Genomic DNA, 15,524 nt, shown 5'->3' on the forward strand with positions numbered 1-15,524 from the left:
GCTTGCTACATTAAGCTATTGACCTCCTTTTTAGCCTCATCATTACTACCGCATTCATTCATATCCCAGAACGTTGGTACCACTTGGCCTGTGACCTCACTTAGAAAGCGCTTTATACGAGGAACATTGCTTCCTGATTGTCCGAACCAAATTCGGTTATCCGCTTTCATCTGCAAAAAAGTTTTTTCAACCAAGCCCCAGCTACGACCAGCAGGCGGTTTGATCTCTTTACCACTAGGTAAGGTAACCGTAAAAAATTGATCTTTGGTTGCTCGCCCAGTCATACCAGTCATGTCAACAGATGCCCATGGGCCCCGAGGGTCGTCATCTGGATTACTAAAAGAATCCACTCGCTCGGTACTTAAAGGTATTTTTCCAATAGCAGTTTTAACGACAGCTGGATCTTTAACGTAGCAAAGTAGCCAATCATGAACTGAGCCCAACGTATCTCTGGCATCAGGTGACGATCTTTTTTTCCACGCAATTGACGCTACAAAACTCTCCTGCCCAAACACCTCATCACACAACAGCTTGAGTTGCGCTTGTTCGTTATCGTCAATAGAAATGAAGATCACGCCGTCGTCGCGCAGCAGGTCTCTGGCTAGTAAGAGGCGCGGAAACATGAAGCTCAGCCAGCCGCTGTGGGTGCGCGCACCGTAGATGTTTTTGATGTAGTCGATGTTGTCGCGGTCATAGCCCAGTTGCTCTAACACTTGGGCCTGGCTGGCTGAAAAATCGTCGCGATAGATGAAACTGTCGCTTTGGGTGTTGTAAGGAGGGTCGATGTAGATAAGTTTGACTTTTCCAAAGTAACTCTGGCGCAGTAAGCGCAGAGCATCTAGGTTGTCGCCTTTGATAAGTAAGTTGCTGGTGCTGTCCCAGTTTTTGCTCTGTGCAGGTTGGGGCTGTAAGATTTTGTTGGGCTTCACAAACGCGCTGTGATAGGCCTCGCGCTTGCCGACCCAGCGCATCTCAAAACCGTCTTCTTCTACTTGCACGTTGCTAGGGTCTACCGCCATTTGCAGTTGCGTGGCATTGATGCGGATGCGCCCTTGGGCATCGACCTCGACAGCCTGGGGGAAGTGTTGGCGCAAGACTTCTAACTTGGCACTGTCTGGGGTAGGGGCTGAAAAGATAGGAGCGGTCATGATGTGCAGTTTAAATGCTCGCCCCTCTGCGTTTAACGCCTCCAGCGGCTCAGCCCAGAGGCCATCGCCAAACGACAGGGCTTGATGACCGTCGTACAACACCAGACCGGTGAGGAACGCATCGCCTGCGAGAGACTGGCGTTTTTCAGGCCTTTGAAGTCGCTGGCGCTCACCGTGGCCGAGGCTTTGACTTCGGTGCCTATGAGCTGGCGCAGCGGCGATCCAAGCAGAAAGTCCACCTAGACCTAGGCTTTGTCGCGAAAGTGGGAGCGCTGCATCGAATGGGCATGTTGCTTTCGTCCAATATGAATTTGGAAGTCGTTCAATGTGGATTGTTTGTCCATCCATCATGTTCGATGACAGGCTTGCATTCGTTTTGGCTCAGGTTGATGTGACGTCATAGAAATTATCATAAGAACTCTAATATGAACTCATAAATTAATTTGTTATTCATATTAGAATTTCTAATTATGAATCTCGCCACCCCCCCTCTCCCTGTTATCCGCAGCCTGCATCGCCTGGGGCAGGCCTTGTCGCAGGCGCGGCGGCGGCGGCACTGGTCACAGCAAGATTTGGCCGAGCGCATTGGTGCCTCCGTGTCTACCGTGCGGCGCATGGAAGCCGGGCATGAGGGCATGGCGCTGCTGCCGGTGGTACGGGCGTTACAGGTGTTTGGCGAATTAGCGCAGTTTGACCAACTGCTCGACACCGCCCAAGACAGCATTGGTCTGACGCTGATGAACGAACGGCTACCGCAGCGCGTGCGCAAAAGCAAAACCACGCCCGAAAGCGGGGGGTTTTGATGGCTACCCCACATCGAACCACCTTGGACGTTTGCCTTGGTCAAACCGAACAACCCGTGGGACGCGTGGTGTATGTCAAAGACGGCCCCAGAGAGTTCTCGCAATTTGTCTACAACGAGGCCTGGCTGACCAACCCGCTGTACTTTGACCTCTCGCCTGATCTGCCGCGCCAAACAGGCTACCAATTGCGCAAGCCCCCCACCCGAAACGACAGCTGTTTTTTTCTTGCGCTCGCCGACACCGAGCCCGACGCTTGGGGCCGCCGCGTGATTGCCCGCGCCCACGCCAAAGCACGCGCCCACGACGCCAGCCTCAGCCCCTTGACCGAACTGGACTACCTCGCCGCCGTGGACGACTTCAGCCGCATGGGCGCCCTGCGCCTGCGTGACGCGCAAGGCCACTACCTGCGCAGCGTGGCGCAAGGAGAGCGCAGCACACCTGCTTTGATAGAACTGGAAAAAATTCTCAGCGCTTCACGCGCGGTGGAGCTGAGCACCGAGACCGCCCAAGACCTGGCCTACCTGCAAGGCAAGGGCACATCCTTAGGCGGCATGCGCCCCAAATGCACGGTGCTGGATGTCGACAATGCGCTGGCGCTGGGCAAGTTCCCCAGCGTGAGCGACGAGCGCAGCGTGACCCAAGGCGAGGTGCTGGCGCTGCAACTGGCCCACGGTGCAGGCATCGACAGCGCACAGGCCCGCATCGTGCATGTGCAGGATCAAGCGGTAGCCGTCATTCGGCGCTTTGACCGCACGCCAGCACAAGCACGCATTCCCTACATTTCGGGAGCCACACTGCTGCAAGCCCGACGCGACGACGAACACGCCTACACCGAGTTGCTCGACGCCATGCGCAGCCACTGCCAACACTTTGCGCAAGATGCGCGACAGCTGTGGCGTCGCTTGGTGTTCAACCACCTCATCACCAACGTGGACGACCACTTGCAAAACATCGGTTTTCTGTACGTGGGACGCCAGCAGTGGCAACTCGCCCCCGCGTTTGACCTCAACCCCTTCCCTGACAAAACACACGAGTCCAAAACATGGCTGAGCGAAGACACGGGCCCCATCACCTCGGTGCGTCAGCTCTTGCAACAAGCGCCCCGCTTTGAACTGACCGCGCAAGAAGCGCAAGCCATCGTGGCCCAACTGGTTGTCGCGGTCTCGCAGTGGCGCGAGGTGGCTCAGACCCCGAATATAGGCATGACGGCAGCTGAACTCTCACGCTTCCAACCTGCGTTTGAACACGCGGCACTGCAAGAAGCGAAGGCTATCGCGGGCTAAAGCGCCTCAAGAAAAAGCCTCACGACTTGCTGCTGTGCCACTGCGTCAGCAACCCGTCCCACTTGCTGCGCGCCGCAGCCAGGTTGCGGGCTTTCACATGGCCAAAGCCCTTGATCTGCTCGGGCACCCGCGCCAGCTCAAGCGCCAGTGCGTGGTTGTCTGGCGTGAGCTTGGCCAGCACCGTGTCCAGCGTGGCGCGGTACTCGTCGATCAAGACACGTTCGGTGCGGCGCTCCTCGCTGTAACCAAAGATATCCAAGGGCGTACCGCGCAAGACCTTGAAGTGCTGGAGCAGCTTGAAACCCGTCAATATGGCCGGGCCAAACTTTTGCTTTTGCAACTCGCCTTTGGCATTGGTCTTGGCGATCAAGGGCGGGGCCAAGTGGTAGTTGAGGGTGTAGTCGCCTTCAAACATGCCCTTGATTTTTTGTAAGAACGCCGCATCGGTGTGCAAGCGCGCCACCTCGTACTCGTCCTTGTAGGCCATCAGCTTGAACAGGTTGCGTGCCACCGCCTCGGTGAGCGAGGTTTTGTGCAACGCGGCCTCGGCCGCACGCACACGCTCTACCGCGCCGAGGTAGCTCGCGGCATAAGCGGCATTTTGGTAGTCGGTCAAAAATGCCACACGCCTCGCAATCACGTCATCCACACCCGCGGGCTTGTGAAATTGCACGGTTTGAGAAGGTGCCAACGCGGTTTGCACCGCCGCCCAGTCGTGTGCACATTGACGGCCCCACTCAAACGCCGTTTGGTTCTGAGCCACCGCCACATCGTTGAGTTCCATGGCACGCATCAAAGCCTCATGCCCCAGAGGCACCCAGCCCTTTTGCCACGCGTAGCCCAAGATCATGGGGTTGACAAAGATGCTGTCGCCCAAGGTCTGTAGGGCCACGCGGTTGGCGTCGAACACGCTCAAGCCCTCTGCGCCCACGGTGTGTGCAATCTCAGCCACGCATTGCTCGGCAGGGTTTTGCCAGTCGGTGTTTTTGACGAACGCCGCCGTGGGCGTGCTGTAGGCATTCAGAGCCACATGGGTGCGGCCTGCGCGCATGCGTTGCAAGGTTTCTTTGCCCGCTGTGACGATGGGGTCACAACCCATGATCAAGTCGGCAGACGCCAAGCTCACACGGGTGGTGCGGATCGCGTCTTGGTCGTTGGCAATCAGCACATGGCTCCAGGTGGCGCCGCCTTTTTGCGCCAAGCCTGCCGCATCTTGGGTGACGATGCCTTTGCCCTCGATGTGCGCCGCCATGCCCAGCAACTGACCAATGGTGATCACGCCGGTGCCGCCCACACCTGCCACCACCATGCCCCAGGCATGGTCGAGTGGCGGCAGGTTGGGCTCTGGTAATTCGGGGTTGGGGTAGGCCAAGGCCGTCACGCCTTTGGCCTTCTTTTTCAACTGGCCGCCTTCCACCGTGACAAAGCTGGGGCAAAAGCCTTTCAAGCAACTGGTGTCTTTGTTGCAGGTGCTTTGGTTGATGGTGCGTTTGCGGCCCCACTCGGTCTCGAGCGGCTCCACGCTCAGGCAGTTGCTTTGCACGCCGCAGTCGCCGCAGCCTTCACACACCAAGTCGTTGATCACCACGCGCACCGCGGGGTCCACCATCGTGCCGCGTTTGCGACGGCGGCGTTTTTCGGTGGCGCAGGTTTGGTCGTAGATGATGATGGTGCAACCTTTGATCTCGCGCATCTCACGCTGGATACGGTCCAGCTCATCGCGGTGAAACACCGCCACACCAGCACCCAAATCCGCGCCATCGTATTTATCGGGTTCATCCGTTACCACCACGATGCGCTGCGCGCCTTCGGCCTTCATGCTGTGCGCAATTTGCAGCACGCTGTGGCCCTCGGGGCGTTCACCCACCGGCTGGCCGCCGGTCATGGCCACGGCATCGTTGTACAAAATTTTGTAGGTGATGTTCACACCCGCCGCAATGCTTTGGCGAATCGCCAAGAGGCCGCTGTGAAAGTAGGTGCCGTCCCCCATGTTGGCAAACATGTGGGTGTCGTTCACAAACGGCTGTTGGCCCACCCAGGGCGTGCCTTCGCCGCCCATTTGGGTGAAGCCGCTGGTGCTGCGGTCCATCCACAACACCATGAAGTGGCAACCAATACCCGCCATGGCGCGCGAGCCTTCGGGCACACGCGTGGAGGTGTTGTGCGGGCAGCCCGAGCAAAACCAAGGTTGTCGGTCGGCCTTGACCTCGACCACCTGCATGGCGCGCTCTTTGGCGCTGAGGATGGCCAGTTGCGCATCCACCCGGGCTTGGGTGTCGGCATCGAGCCCGAGTTTTTTCAAGCGCTGGGCAATGGCCTTGGCAATCAACGCCGGATTCAAGTCGGCGTTGGCTCTCAGCAAAGTGTTGGCGCTGGGGTTGGGTTGCGACCATTCGCCGCCCGAGAAGTCCCCTTCCACCTCGTTGAACTTGCCCAGCACATGGGGGCGCACATCGGCACGCCAGTTGTAGAGCTCTTCTTTGAGCTGGTATTCGATGACCTGGCGTTTTTCTTCCACCACCAATATTTCTTGCAAGCCAGTGGCGAACTCGCGCGTGAGCTGTGCGTCCAGCGGCCACACCACGCTGACCTTGTGCAAGCGAATGCCCACGCGTTGGCAGGTGGCGTCGTCCAGCCCCAAATCGAGCAAGGCCTGACGGGTGTCGTTGTAGGCCTTGCCGCTGGCGATCAAGCCGAAGCGGTCGTTCGGGCCTTCGATCACGTTGTAGTTCAAGCGGTTGGCACGCACATAGGCCAGCGCGGCATACCACTTGTAGTCAAACAGACGCGCCTCTTGGCTCAGCGCGTCGTCGGGCCAGCGGATGTGCAGGCCGCCGGGCGGCATCTCGAACTCGGGCAGCACGATGTTCACGCGCGCGGGGTCGATCACGGCGGTGGCACTGGACTCCACAATTTCTTGAATCGTCTTCATGCCCGACCACAGACCCGAGAAGCGGCTCATGGCAATGGCATGCAAGCCCAAATCCAAAATGTCTTGCACGCTGGAGGGAAAGAACACCGGGGTGCCACAGGCTTTGAAAATATGGTCGCTCTGGTGCGCCGCCGTGGAGCTTTTGGCCACATGGTCGTCGCCCGCCACGGCCAGCACGCCGCCCCAGGCCGTGGTGCCCGCCATGTTGGCGTGCTTGAACACATCGGCGCAACGGTCCACACCGGGGCCTTTGCCATACCAAATGCCAAACACACCGTCGAACTTGTTGCTGCCTGGTGGGGCAAAGCCCAACTGTTGGGTGCCCCACAAAGCCGTGGCGGCCAACTCTTCGTTCACACCCGGCTGAAACACGATGTGCTGCGCCTGCAAATACGACTTGGCCTTCCACAAGGCCTGGTCATAGCCACCCAACGGAGAACCACGGTAACCACTGATGAAACCGGCGGTGTTTTTGCCTTGCAGGGCATCGCGCTGGCGTTGCAGCATGGGCAACTTGACCAGGGCTTGCACGCCACTCATGAACGCACGGCCTACGTCGAGGCTGTACTTGTCGTCTAAGGTGACGCTGTCGAGTGCGCGGCGAATGTGCTCGGGCAGAGGTGCGTTCATCGCAATGCTCCTGAAGTTCTGGTCATGTGCGCAAAGTGTAGGCCTGCACGCGCACCTGCGTTGGAGCCGCCTATGTGGCGCACCAGAGGTCGACCGCTTGGCGTGTCATGTGTCAGTGAACTTGGTGCGAAGGTGGCGTCGCCACGGGCTCTGCACTTGGCTCTAAGGCGTCCAAACCAACGCCCCAGCCTGCGGTCTGTTGCAGCTTGTTGAGCAAGGTCACCATCACTTGCAACACATGGGGTACCAAAGACAGATTCACGCTTTGGCCGTTGACCAACTGAAACTCGATTTGGGTTTGGTCTTCCCCCAGGTTCATCACCAAGCCCTTGACCAGCAGCGGCTGCTCCCCCAGTGGTTTTTGCGTCGCTGGCTCGTAACTTTGACTGAACTTCACCTGCTGGGCCACCGACTGTTGCTGAAACGCTTGCACCACCTGGGCCACTTCTGGGCTGTGGGTTTTTTCCAAACTCTTGAGCGTCAACTGCTGCGCGCCCTGCAACACACCTTGCACCATGCGACGCGTGAGCCACACGCAGAACTCTTCGTTCTCGTGGGTGTTGAAGCGAAACAGCACCCGGTCTTCCTGTGACACCCACTCGCCATTGAATTGCTTGATGCCCATGTCTACCTCGGCCACAGCACCCACAGGCGCAAATTTTGTTTCACACGACCGGCCAGCTCACCGGCTTCAGCACCCGTGCCCGCAAAGTAGTCAGCGCGCACAGCACCCACGATGGCGCTGCCCGTGTCTTGCGCAAACACCATGCGTTGCAAATTGGCGCTGGGACCACGAGAGCTCAGCCACAGCGGTGTGGCGTAGGGCACCGAGTCTTTGTCCACCGCGATGGAGCGGCCCGGCGTCAAGGGCACACCCTGTGCCCCACGTGGCCCCAGGTCGGCATCGGCCGCGCTGCGCTGCTCTGGCTGGAAAAACACATAGCGCGGATTGCTCCACAACATCTCCTGCACCAAGCGCGGGTTGCTACTTTGGGTGCTGCTGATCCAGGCTTTGATCCCCGGCCAAGAGGCATCACGAATCAAGCCCCGGTCCAGCAACCAGCGGCCCACGCTTTGGTAGGGTTGTTCGTTCGAGCCCGCAAACGCCAAGCGCAGCACGCGCACCTGTCCGTTGGCGTCGGTGATGCGCACGCGGCCCGAGCCCTGAATGTGCAACACCAAGGCATCTATCGGGTCGGCCAACCAAGCGACTTCGCGTCCCCGCAAAGCTTCTTGGGCTTGGGGCAGGGTGTCAATCTCTTGGCGCGTGAACCACATGCGCCCGGCACGACGCAACTCGGCCAAGCCCTCCGGTGGCGCATACAGCGGCACCTCAAAGCCTGGGCGGCGCTGCGCCGAGGCCTCCAACAAGGGTTCGTAGTAACTGGTGAGCAAGCCGTCTGGCGCCCCATCCAGCGACTCGACGCGGTAGGGCTGCAAGTGCGCCATCATCCACAAGCGACGGTCGTCGTCACTGGCCAGCAGCAATTGCCGCACGTCAGGGCATAACGGGCCAAACAAGGGACCGGGACGTTCGCAGTTTTGCAGCCACGCATTCCAGGCTTCGTGCAGCGGGTCGTCGGGCCAACCGGGCAAATCGTTCCACGAGGCCAAGACCCAGCGGCTGCGGTAGGCCTGTTGCGGGCTGGGTGTGCCGGGCAAGCCCGCCAGCGCGCCGCTGGCGCGAGGCGTGTCTGCGCGCGGGGTGGCAATGGCTGGCGCACTGGGCGTTGGGCGCGCATAGTCGTCCACCACCGCCTGCTGCCGCGGCGCAGAACCACAGGCCACCAGGCTTCCTACAATCAGCGCCGATGCCACACGCCACAGGAGTTGTTTCATGCTGTTGATTTTGCTCGAAGCCCTGGGCGCGGGTTGCATTTTGGTGTTGATCGTGTGGTGGACCATGTTTTCAGGGCGCAGCGAAGCCGCGCACGAAGAAGCCAGCGAGCAAGCCCCGCATCTCACGCCCCCAGACGACACCCACACGCGTTGAGCCCCTCACTCGCCACGCAACAAATTGGCCAGCTCCACCGCTGACTTGACGGCCATCTTGTCAAACACGCGTGCGCGGTGAACTTCGACCGTGCGCACACTGATGTCGAGCTGATCGGCAATCAGTTTGTTGGGCAAGCCCTCGACCACCAAACGCATCACATCACGTTCACGATCCGTCAAATCAGCCAAGCTCTGTTGCAAGGTCTGTTTGGCGCGCTGGGTTTGCAAGGTGCTGGCCGAGCGTTGCAAGGCTTGCTCGATGCGGTCGACCAGGGCGTTGTCTGAAAACGGTTTTTCACAAAAATCAAACGCGCCGCGCTTGACCGCATCCACGGCGGTCGGCACATCGGCGTGACCGGTCAAAAAAATCACCGGCAACACATCCAGCAATTTGCGCTCGATCAAGTGCTCGAACAAGGCCAGCCCACTCATGCCAGGCATGCGCACATCCAGCAGCAAACAACCTGGCTGACTGGGCAACCACGCCGTGTAGGGCGGGGTGTTGAGGAACTCAAAAAAGGCATCGGCGCTGTCAAACGACTCGCTGGGTAAACGTCGCGAACGCAGTAGCCAAGCCAAAGCTTCACGCACACCGGCATCGTCATCCACGATGAATACCAGAGCGTCTTCGGAAGGTTGCATGGTGAGGTCCTTGGAAATCAGGCTTGAGGCAAGGTGAAGCTGAACACCGTGCCACGGGGCGTGTGGTCGCAGTGGCTGAGCAAACCACCGTGTTGTTCCACCACGGTGCGGCACAGGCTCAGGCCCAAGCCCATGCCCTCCGCTTTGGTGGTGAAGAATGGGGTGAAGAGTTTTTCAGCCACCGCAGGCGCGATGCCGGGCCCCACATCGGTGACCAAGAACTCCATCCAACGGCTCACTGCGTTGGATGCGGCAGGGCGCACAGTCAGGGTGAGCACTTTGTCTGAGGTGTCTTCGGCCATGGCTTGCATGGCATTACGCGCCAAATTCAGCAGCACCTGCTCGACCATGGTGCGGTCGCACAGCACGGCAGGCAGGGTCTGCGGGCAACGCACCACCACACGGACCCCCAACTTGCGCGCTTGCAAAATGATCAAGGGCATCACGTTGTCGAGCAAGGTGAGCGGCAACACCGCTTCACGGGCTTGGTCACGGCGGCGCACGAAGTCGTGCACGCTCTTGATGACCCGGCCCGCACGTTCGGCCTGCTGGCCAATGCGCTGAATCGCGCTGCCCAGCATGTCGGCCAATGTAGGGTCTTGCAGCGCCACGTCTTGCAGCAAGTTCATGCTGCCCGTGGCATAGCTGGAAATAGCCGCCAGCGGTTGATTGAGTTCGTGGCTCAACAACGACGCCATCTCACCCACCGTGGCCAATCGGGCGGTGGCTTGCAAGCGCTCTTGGCTGGCACGCGAGAGCTCTTCCACACGGCGCTGTTCGCTGATGTCGAGCACGGCACTCATCCAGCCTGTTTGCTGGCCTTGGGCGTTGATCAACGGGGCCTCAAAAATCAACACCGCAATGCGTTGACCGTTTTTGTGCATGAAGACCGACTCCACGCCTTCTCGCGGCGGCGCATTGCCCGCCAAGCGCAAGGCTTGGCGCTGGCCGTACTCATCAATCATCTCGGGCGGCCAGTACGGGGCCGGTATGCCATGACCCAACAGCTCTTTGGCGCTGAAGCCCACCATCTCGCAAAACGCCGGGTTCACATAGGTGATGCGGCCCTGGTTGTCACGCGCGCGCAAGCCCGTGACCAACGAGTCTTCCATGGCTTTGCGAAAGGCCAGGGCGTCGGCGAGGTCAGACTCCACGCGCTGGCGCCGCCGCATGTCGCGCGCCAGCATGATCAGCACCGTGACCAAGGCAATGGCCATCGCCGTCACCAAGGCGGTGAGCACGTTGGGAAACAAATCGGGTGCCGCACGCCAGCTGTCCAAACGCAACACCATGGCGTGTCCCGGCAAGTCGAGCAGTTGCTGCGCAGTGAAGACGCGGCTGCCGCGCCGTGGCGTGCCAAACTTGGCCAGTCGCGTGCCATCGGACTCGGTGAACGACACCTCTTGGCTGCGGGTGAGTTGTGGCCCGACCATGCCAGCGAGTATTTCGTTCAGGGCATAACTGGCCACGGTGTAGCCAGTGAGTTGGCCGTCGGAGAGCACGGGCAGACACAGGTCCATGATCTCCAGCCCCAAGCCATCGTTTTGTGGCACATAGTTGCTCACGCCATAGCCGGGTCCACTTTGACGGCGCGCCACAGCGCAGGCCTGCACCACCTCGGGTTGACGCGAGGAGCGACCAAACTTGGCAAACACTGGGGCCCGAAAAGGGGTGTCTGCTGCTGCGATCACGCGCAAATCTGGGTCACGCCACTCCAGCCGCAGCCACTCGCGGTGTTCACGCAACAAGTTCGCCGCTTCTTGTGGCCAAGGCCGCTGCGTGTGGTCGACAAATTGCAAAGTCTGCAAGGTCTGCACATTGCGCGTCAAAGCGGCGCGAATGTCGCTCACTGCGTCTGACGCATCACGCTCGATGCGACTTTGCACCTGGCTCACCTCGTAGCGCCCGGCCAGCCACACCAGGGTGCTGAGCATGGACAGCACCAGCAACACCAGCAGCAGCCACAGGGCCCAACGACGCAACAACGTACCCGCAGGAAACGGCATCACTCGACCTGTGTCACACGGGGGTTGACCCAGGTGCCATCAATGTGGAACTCACGCGTGTTGGCGCGCACCAGCGGTTTGGCCAAAATCAATTGGGCCAGGTACGAGGTCAGGCCCACCAAGGGATTGATGGTGGCCATGTAGAGCGAGTAGGTGCCTGCATTGATCTCGGGCACCACCACCACCTTGAGGTCTTGGGTCTCGCGCGCCAAGTCAGCCCGTCCTTCAATCAAAGCGCCTGCCACCACACCCTTCATTTGCAAGTTGTTGGTGAAGGCCACACCTTGGTCGATGCGCACATCACCGCGCACAAAGTCAAACGCAAAACCGTCGCTGAAGATGTCGCTGAAGTCCAGGGTCAAACGACGTGGCAAGGCCTGCAAGTTCAACACGCCCAGCAGCCGGGCGGCACCGGGTTCGGTTTTGAGGAACTGCCCTTTTTCAATCGCCATGTTGAGCTTGCCCGACATGCTGGCGTAGTCCAGCGTGATGGGGGAGCCACGCCATGACACCTGCCCCTCCAGGCGGCCCTTGCCACCCCGAATCGCGTCGGGCGTTCCCAAGCGCGTCAGCAACTGACCACTGTCGTGCACATCCATCACAAAACTCAGCTGGGTGCGCCGCACGCTGGGGCCGTCTGCGGCCCAGTTGCCACTGGCGGTGAAGCTGGCCTCGGGCATGTTGAGGTTGAATTTGTTCAAGCGCCATTCACGCGATGCGTTGCTGGCGGTGCGGTTGACCGCTTGAATCTCCAAGCGACCCAGCTTTTTATTGCGCACGGTCAGGTCGTCGACCACGATGTCCAAGGCCGGAATGCTGCTGGGTTGTTCGCTGAGCATGCGCTCCACGTCAGGCACCAGGCTGGGCGGGATGTTGAGGTAACTCAAACGTGCCAACAATTGGGCCGGGGTGTTGCCACTGGCCAAACGCACTTCGGCCGAACCATTGAGCTCATCGGCATGCATGTTCAAGCGCCACACCTCGCCTTGGCGGGTGCCCCCCACCAACACGTTGTGCAGCACGCGCTCGCTCACCGTCAGCAAATCTGCGCGTAAAGCCAAGAAGGTGGGCACATAGTCTTGGGCATTGCCTGCCTCGGCGGTGCTGCCCACCGGCTTGACGCTCGAAGAGGTGCGCAAGGCATCGCGCGCAGGCACGCCGGTGAGTTGCCCCACGGCCTCACTCCAGGCGTCCACATCGAAGGCTGGCAACTGCAGGTTCAGGCTCACGCCTTTGTCGCGCAAGGGCACGTTGTCGCTCACCGCTTGGCCCACGGCAATGCCGCCTCGCAAGACCTGGGGCTGGTCGCCACTGAGGTCACGCACATAGCTCAAAGCCACCACGCGGCCTAAGCTGACATTGATTTGATCTTGCAGCAATTTGGCCTTGGGCAGCAAGGACTCGCGGGTGAGCTGCATGGACACACGCAACGGCAAAGCCGTGGCTGCTGCCTTGTTCAACGGTGCGGGCAGCGCCAAGGCCAGGCCACGCAAATCGCTGTTGATCAACAACTCAGGCTGGCCGCGACGCAGGCCCAAGGTGAGGTCATAGGCCGCACTGCCGCTGGTGTGTTGCGCCATGCGTGTGACCCAGCCCAGCTCGCGGGCTTGACGCAAGCCTTCGGCGCTGACACGGCCTTTGATCTTGAGCTGCAAGGGCGAGTCGCCCGAGGGTGTGCCCACTGCCAACCCCCCCTCGATTTGTGCATCGCCCCCCAGGGCCCGTGCCTTGAGGTCTTTGAGCTTGAAGCCTTGCTCGCTGAACTGCAAGGCGCCCTTGACAGCGCTCAACACGGGCGTGCCCGCCATGACTTGCAGCTCGTTGCCCTCGAACGTCACGCTGCCCTGCACCTTGGATTTACGCAGCGCATCCAGTGGCAACTTCAAACTGAGCTTGTAGCTGGCAAGACCAGACCCTTGACTGCCCGTCAGCACCTCGCCCGTCAAATCGTTGAGTGCGGTGCGAGAGATCAGCCCCAACACATCGCTCAACGGCCCACGCGCCTCGCCTGTGACGTTGAGCTCGGGTCGGGCCAAGTTGGCAATGTGAGCCTCCACCTTTTGCCATGGCACTTTGTCAGCGCCTTCCAACTGGCTGCTGCCTTTGAAGTGCAAGGCGCTGCGGTCAAACACCAACTCGCCACTGAGCTCCGTGAGTGCAGGCCAGTTGCTGGCGGCGGGTGCGCGGGTGCCTTTGGGCACGGGCACGTAGGCATAACGACCCTGGTCAATTTGGGTGGAGATGCGCAACTCGCCCAGCTTGGGGTTGTCAAAGGGCAAGTCTTTCAAGTCACCACGGATGCGCAACTTAGTTTTGCTGGCCACCCCTTGTTGCACCGCGTCGCGCACGTAGCTGCGCACCTCCAAGGGCAAGCTGTTGGGCAAGTAGCGGTGCACTTGGGCCGCCTGGGCACGGCTGATGTTGGCCGTCAGATCCAACACACCCGGCAAGCGCTGACTGCCTTCACCTGTTTTCCAACTGCCACTGAAGTCACCTGCCACATCGGCATTGGCCAATTGGGCCTGGGTGACTTGCACCGAGAGCTGCTCCCCGCGCTGCTGCCAAGCAAACTGTGCCGAGGCGTCATCGAACACCAAGTGGGGATCGTCCAAACCAAGTGGCAGGGTGACGCTGCCTTGCTGAATTTTGAGCTGCGCTTTGCCGCCTTGCTGGTTCAGGTCAATGTCTACCTGCGCGCCATGCATGCCGGGCATGTCCGCCAGCGGGCTGCCCGCCATGGTGTCACGCAACAGATGCAAGTCGCGCACGCCAGCGCGCAGCGTGTAGGTCAGCGCTGGGGGGGTCGTGGCGCTGCCACGGGTGTTCCAACTGGCTTGTAATTTGTCGACGTGGCCTTTGGGCTGAACGCGCGCCAACACAGCGCGCCAGGTCTCGGGCAGGGGCAAACGTTGGCCGATTTGGGCCAGCGCCTCCAGGTCCAGTTGATCGGCGCTCAAGGCCCCCGCATGCAAGTCGTCGCCTTGCCAGCTGACGCGCACCACGCCACCGGGCCAGCGTTCGCCCTCTTCGGTGTCAAACACCAGGTCCTGGCTGTTGACTTCCACCTCCTGGTTCGGACCTGTGTTTTGCCACTTGGCCCCCAGTCGACCCTGCACATGGCGCAGACGCAACGCTTTGAGTTCAGCCCCCAGATGCACATCCACCGCTTCCAGCGCCACATCGGCAGCCACACCGACCGGCTGGCCATGGGTCACATCGACCCACACACGCACCGCGCCACGGCCTTCTTGCAGCGACACGCCCTGGTCCATAGGCACCCAACGGCGCAAGGTGGAGACATCGACAAAAGGCAAGTCAGCAAACACCTCGCCCGTCCATGACGCCACATCGCCAGGACGCCCCCAAGGGGCCTGATGAAACTTACCGCGCACCGAGACACGCTGACCCAGCGCCTCTGGCGGTGTGGCATCGATGCGCAAGTCGTGGCCGTTCCATTGGTTTTTCACCACCACATCAACCTGGCGCAGGGTCAACACCGGCGCGTCTTCTCCCTGGCGGCTTTGATCGCGCCAACGCACCAGGCCCTGCGTGACCACGAATTCATGCTGCGAAAAAAACCAATCGGCACCACTGCCATCCCCGGACGCTTGTGTGCTCAAACCGGCGATCCAGAGCTGTCCGTTGACATCGCGGCGAATGTCAAGTTCGGGCTGGTCAATCGCCAACTGCTCAAACCCGCCTTGCAACACCGAACGCAATGACAAGGCCGCCAACACACGCGGCAAGCGCAAGGCCTCTTGGCCTTGGGCGTCAAACAGCAAGATTTCGCTCACTTCAAAACTGGGCACCAGCCAACCACCCTGCGCACGGATGTGGCCAATCTCGACGCGCGTGCCGATGGCACGCGTGGCCTGTTGCTGCAGAAACTCACGGTAATCGTTGATTCGCGGCACAATCAAAGCGTGTAGAGCAGCCCAGGCAACCACGACGGTGACACACACCACGCCGACACACCATGCGGCAACCGTGAGCAGACGCGCCCACTTGGACAGCGGAGTGCCAATGTGGGGTGTGGGCTCTGGCAAATTGGACAACTGTTTCATGGTGAAAGCGACGTGACCGGA

General features: G+C 60.3%; 11 protein-coding genes. 4 read left to right on the forward strand and 7 right to left on the reverse strand.

What is annotated here, in order from left to right:
- Window positions 1-5: 5 nt before the first annotated feature.
- Entirely contained in the window at window positions 6-1,148 is a 1,143-nt protein-coding gene (locus tag B9Z39_RS08145; RefSeq protein WP_158269472.1) for a site-specific DNA-methyltransferase, read from the reverse strand.
- Window positions 1,149-1,232: 84 nt separating this feature from the next.
- Between B9Z39_RS08145 and B9Z39_RS16975 the strand changes: the two genes are divergently transcribed.
- The 3 genes from B9Z39_RS16975 to B9Z39_RS08155 all read left to right on the forward strand — a co-directional run bounded on the left by B9Z39_RS16975 (window position 1,233) and on the right by B9Z39_RS08155 (window position 3,234).
- On the forward strand, window positions 1,233-1,391 hold the full coding sequence (locus B9Z39_RS16975; RefSeq protein ID WP_158269473.1) for a hypothetical protein: 159 nt from the start codon (window positions 1,233-1,235) through the stop codon (window positions 1,389-1,391).
- A gap of 227 nt (window positions 1,392-1,618) precedes the next feature.
- Window positions 1,619-1,951 carry a helix-turn-helix domain-containing protein gene (locus tag B9Z39_RS08150; protein WP_108301331.1) on the forward strand — a complete coding sequence of 111 codons (333 nt, stop codon included), beginning with the start codon at window positions 1,619-1,621 and terminating at the stop codon, window positions 1,949-1,951.
- Window positions 1,951-3,234, forward strand: coding sequence for a type II toxin-antitoxin system HipA family toxin (locus B9Z39_RS08155; protein WP_108301332.1), 1,284 nt, complete (start codon window positions 1,951-1,953; stop codon window positions 3,232-3,234). The genes B9Z39_RS08150 and B9Z39_RS08155 overlap by 1 nt, the downstream gene beginning before the upstream one ends.
- A 19-nt stretch (window positions 3,235-3,253) precedes the next feature.
- Here B9Z39_RS08155 and B9Z39_RS08160 read toward each other — a convergent pair whose 3' ends face one another.
- The 3 genes from B9Z39_RS08160 to B9Z39_RS08170 form a co-directional block, all read right to left on the reverse strand.
- The gene (locus B9Z39_RS08160) at window positions 3,254-6,796 is read right to left on the reverse strand and encodes an indolepyruvate ferredoxin oxidoreductase family protein (protein ID WP_108301333.1); all 3,543 of its coding nucleotides are present in this window, start codon (window positions 6,794-6,796) and stop codon (window positions 3,254-3,256) included.
- Window positions 6,797-6,908: 112 nt separating this feature from the next.
- Window positions 6,909-7,445 (reverse strand): hypothetical protein, encoded by a 537-nt coding sequence (locus tag B9Z39_RS08165; RefSeq protein ID WP_108301334.1) that lies wholly within the window; start codon window positions 7,443-7,445, stop codon window positions 6,909-6,911.
- Window positions 7,424-8,701: a murein transglycosylase A gene (locus tag B9Z39_RS08170; RefSeq protein ID WP_108301335.1), complete on the reverse strand. Its 1,278-nt coding sequence runs from the start codon at window positions 8,699-8,701 to the stop codon at window positions 7,424-7,426. Before B9Z39_RS08170 ends, B9Z39_RS08165 begins: the two co-directional genes overlap by 22 nt.
- Between B9Z39_RS08170 and B9Z39_RS17070 the strand changes: the two genes are divergently transcribed.
- The gene (locus tag B9Z39_RS17070; RefSeq protein ID WP_199221187.1) at window positions 8,634-8,789 is read left to right on the forward strand and encodes a hypothetical protein; all 156 of its coding nucleotides are present in this window, start codon (window positions 8,634-8,636) and stop codon (window positions 8,787-8,789) included. The two genes, B9Z39_RS08170 and B9Z39_RS17070, sit on opposite strands and share 68 nt — an antisense overlap.
- 5 nt (window positions 8,790-8,794) lie before the next feature.
- Here B9Z39_RS17070 and B9Z39_RS08175 read toward each other — a convergent pair whose 3' ends face one another.
- The 3 genes from B9Z39_RS08175 to B9Z39_RS08185 are packed head-to-tail and all read right to left on the reverse strand — an operon-like array spanning window position 8,795 to window position 15,503.
- Window positions 8,795-9,433, reverse strand: coding sequence for a response regulator transcription factor (locus tag B9Z39_RS08175; RefSeq protein ID WP_108301336.1), 639 nt, complete (start codon window positions 9,431-9,433; stop codon window positions 8,795-8,797).
- A gap of 17 nt (window positions 9,434-9,450) precedes the next feature.
- The gene (locus B9Z39_RS08180; protein WP_100147279.1) at window positions 9,451-11,439 is read right to left on the reverse strand and encodes a nitrogen regulation protein NR(II); all 1,989 of its coding nucleotides are present in this window, start codon (window positions 11,437-11,439) and stop codon (window positions 9,451-9,453) included.
- Window positions 11,439-15,503 carry a YhdP family protein gene (locus tag B9Z39_RS08185; RefSeq protein ID WP_108301337.1) on the reverse strand — a complete coding sequence of 1,355 codons (4,065 nt, stop codon included), beginning with the start codon at window positions 15,501-15,503 and terminating at the stop codon, window positions 11,439-11,441. The genes B9Z39_RS08180 and B9Z39_RS08185 overlap by 1 nt, the downstream gene beginning before the upstream one ends.
- Window positions 15,504-15,524 lie beyond the last annotated feature (21 nt).

This window comes from Limnohabitans sp. JirII-29 (assembly GCF_003063395.1).
Taxonomy (GTDB): domain Bacteria; phylum Pseudomonadota; class Gammaproteobacteria; order Burkholderiales; family Burkholderiaceae_C; genus Limnohabitans.

What these genes read in the sequence shown, in the direction of transcription:
- B9Z39_RS08145 (WP_158269472.1), bottom strand. Translation starts at nt 1,148, where the DNA reads ATGACCGCTCCTATCTTTTCAGCCCCTACCCCAGACAGTGCCAAGTTA.
- B9Z39_RS16975 (WP_158269473.1), top strand. Translation starts at nt 1,233, where the DNA reads ATGACCGTCGTACAACACCAGACCGGTGAGGAACGCATCGCCTGCGAG.
- B9Z39_RS08150 (WP_108301331.1), top strand. Translation starts at nt 1,619, where the DNA reads ATGAATCTCGCCACCCCCCCTCTCCCTGTTATCCGCAGCCTGCATCGC.
- B9Z39_RS08155 (WP_108301332.1), top strand. Translation starts at nt 1,951, where the DNA reads ATGGCTACCCCACATCGAACCACCTTGGACGTTTGCCTTGGTCAAACC.
- B9Z39_RS08160 (WP_108301333.1), bottom strand. Translation starts at nt 6,796, where the DNA reads ATGAACGCACCTCTGCCCGAGCACATTCGCCGCGCACTCGACAGCGTC.
- B9Z39_RS17070 (WP_199221187.1), top strand. Translation starts at nt 8,634, where the DNA reads ATGCTGTTGATTTTGCTCGAAGCCCTGGGCGCGGGTTGCATTTTGGTG.
- B9Z39_RS08170 (WP_108301335.1), bottom strand. Translation starts at nt 8,701, where the DNA reads ATGGTCCACCACACGATCAACACCAAAATGCAACCCGCGCCCAGGGCT.
- B9Z39_RS08175 (WP_108301336.1), bottom strand. Translation starts at nt 9,433, where the DNA reads ATGCAACCTTCCGAAGACGCTCTGGTATTCATCGTGGATGACGATGCC.
- B9Z39_RS08180 (WP_100147279.1), bottom strand. Translation starts at nt 11,439, where the DNA reads ATGCCGTTTCCTGCGGGTACGTTGTTGCGTCGTTGGGCCCTGTGGCTG.
- B9Z39_RS08185 (WP_108301337.1), bottom strand. Translation starts at nt 15,503, where the DNA reads ATGAAACAGTTGTCCAATTTGCCAGAGCCCACACCCCACATTGGCACT.